The organism is Stenotrophomonas maltophilia group sp. Smal17, assembly GCF_030237045.1.
GTDB lineage: Bacteria > Pseudomonadota > Gammaproteobacteria > Xanthomonadales > Xanthomonadaceae > Stenotrophomonas > Stenotrophomonas forensis.
The window spans coordinates 1-2,977 of record NZ_JASJSU010000163.1 but is presented as its reverse complement, the minus strand read 5'-3'; the positions used below and the strand labels follow the sequence as shown (position 1 = coordinate 2,977).

Sequence of the window (2,977 nt, the reverse complement as noted above, 5' to 3'; positions counted from 1 at the left end):
TCTTGTGACGTAGCGTGCACTTGGATGCTCTTACGACGTTGTCGTAAAGCCAAGGCAACTTGAGGTTATATGGTCAAGCCGCACGGATCATTAGTATCAGTTAGCTCAATACATTGCTGTACTTACACACCTGACCTATCAACCACGTAGTCTACATGGTTCCTTCAGGGGGCTTGTGCCCCGGGAGATCTCATCTTGAGGCGCGCTTCCCGCTTAGATGCTTTCAGCGGTTATCGCTTCCGAACATAGCTACCCGGCAATGCCACTGGCGTGACAACCGGAACACCAGAGGTTCGTCCACTCCGGTCCTCTCGTACTAGGAGCAGCCCCTCTCAAATCTCCAACGCCCATGGCAGATAGGGACCGAACTGTCTCACGACGTTCTGAACCCAGCTCGCGTACCACTTTAAATGGCGAACAGCCATACCCTTGGGACCGACTACAGCCCCAGGATGTGATGAGCCGACATCGAGGTGCCAAACACCGCCGTCGATATGAACTCTTGGGCGGTATCAGCCTGTTATCCCCGGAGTACCTTTTATCCGTTGAGCGATGGCCCTTCCATACAGAACCACCGGATCACTAAGTCCTAGTTTCCTACCTGCTTGATCCGTCGATCTTGCAGTCAAGCACGCTTATGCCTTTGCACACAGTGCGCGATGTCCGACCGCGCTGAGCGTACCTTCGAGCTCCTCCGTTACTCTTTAGGAGGAGACCGCCCCAGTCAAACTACCCACCATACACGGTCCCCGACCCAGATAATGGGCCCAGGTTAGAACGTCAAGCACGACAGGGTGGTATTTCAAGGATGGCTCCACTGCAGCTAGCGCCACAGTTTCATAGCCTCCCACCTATCCTACACAGACGAACTCAACGTTCAGTGTAAAGCTATAGTAAAGGTTCACGGGGTCTTTCCGTCTTGCCACGGGAACGCTGCATCTTCACAGCGATTTCAATTTCACTGAGTCTCGGGTGGAGACAGCGCCGCTGTCGTTACGCCATTCGTGCAGGTCGGAACTTACCCGACAAGGAATTTCGCTACCTTAGGACCGTTATAGTTACGGCCGCCGTTTACTGGGGCTTCGATCAAGAGCTTCGCCTTGCGGCTGACCCCATCAATTAACCTTCCAGCACCGGGCAGGCGTCACACCCTATACGTCCACTTTCGTGTTTGCAGAGTGCTGTGTTTTTGATAAACAGTCGCAGCGGCCTGGTTACTGCGACCCTCTTCAGCTATAGCTCGCACGAGCCACCAAAAAGGGTGCACCTTCTCCCGAAGTTACGGTGCCATGTTGCCTAGTTCCTTCACCCGAGTTCTCTCAAGCGCCTGAGAATTCTCATCCTACCCACCTGTGTCGGTTTACGGTACGGTCTGCGTAAGCTGAAGCTTAGGAGCTTTTCCTGGAAGCGTGGTATCAGTGACTTCGCCTTAAAGGCTCGTCTCGGTGCTCGGTCTTAAAGGATCCCGGATTTGCCAAAGATCCAAACCTACCGCCTTTCCCCAGGACAACCAACGCCTGGTACACCTAACCTTCTCCGTCCCTCCATCGCACTTACGCGAGGTGCAGGAATATTAACCTGCTTCCCATCGACTACGACTTTCGTCCTCGCCTTAGGGGCCGACTCACCCTGCGCCGATTAACGTTGCGCAAGGAAACCTTGGGCTTTCGGCGTGCGGGTTTTTCACCCGCATTATCGTTACTCATGTCAGCATTCGCACTTCCGATACCTCCAGCAGACTTCTCAATCCACCTTCAACGGCTTACGGAACGCTCCTCTACCGCGCATAACAAAGTTATGCACCCCAAGCTTCGGTTCTGTGCTTAGCCCCGTTAAATCTTCCCCGCAGACCGACTCGACCAGTGAGCTATTACGCTTTCTTTAAAGGGTGGCTGCTTCTAAGCCAACCTCCTGGCTGTCTGTGCCTTTCCACATGGTTTTCCACTTAGCACAAAATTTGGGACCTTAGCTGTGGGTCTGGGTTGTTTCCCTTTTCACGACGGACGTTAGCACCCGCCGTGTGTCTCCCATACAGTCCGTCTCGGTATTCGGAGTTTGCAATGGTTTGGTAAGTCGCGATGACCCCCTAGCCATAACAGTGCTCTACCCCCGAGAGGATACATATGAGGCGCTACCTAAATAGCTTTCGAGGAGAACCAGCTATCTCCGGGTTCGATTAGCTTTTCACTCCTAATCACACCTCATCCCCTACCTTTGCAACGGGAGTGGGTTCGGGCCTCCAGTGCGTGTTACCGCACCTTCACCCTGGGCATGACTAGATCACCCGGTTTCGGGTCTACTGCCCGCGACTATGCGCCCTTATCAGACTCGGTTTCCCTTCGCCTCCCCTATACGGTTAAGCTTGCCACGAACAGTAAGTCGCTGACCCATTATACAAAAGGTACGCAGTCACTCCTTGCGGAGCTCCTACTGCTTGTACGCACACGGTTTCAGGTTCTATTTCACTCCCCTCTCCGGGGTTCTTTTCGCCTTTCCCTCACGGTACTGGTTCACTATCGGTCGGTCAGTAGTATTTAGCCTTGGAGGATGGTCCCCCCATGTTCAGACAGGGTTTCACGTGCCCCGCCCTACTCGTCTTCACTGAAATGGCCCTTTCAGATACAGGGCTATCACCTTCTATGGCCGCTCTTTCCAGAGCGTTTTCCTAGAACCAAATCAGCTTAAGGGCTAGTCCGCGTTCGCTCGTCGCTACTTACGGAATCTCGGTTGATTTCTTTTCCTCTGGTTACTTAGATATTTCAGTTCACCAGGTTCGCTTCCAGCAGCTATGTATTCACTGCAGGATACCCGCAAGCGGGTGGGTTTCCCCATTCGGACATTACCGGATCAAAGCTTGTTGCCAGCTCCCCGATACTTTTCGCAGGCTGCCACGTCCTTCATCGCCTCTGACCGCCAAGGCATCCACCGTGTGCGCTTATTCGCTTGACCATATAACCGCAAGTTGCCTTGGGTTATA

General features: G+C 53.4%; 1 rRNA gene. It reads right to left on the bottom strand.

The features are described 5' to 3' along the window. Positions 1 to 69 precede the first annotated feature (69 nt). Positions 70 to 2,949, bottom strand: a 23S ribosomal RNA gene (locus tag QRO93_RS21275). Positions 2,950 to 2,977 lie beyond the last annotated feature (28 nt).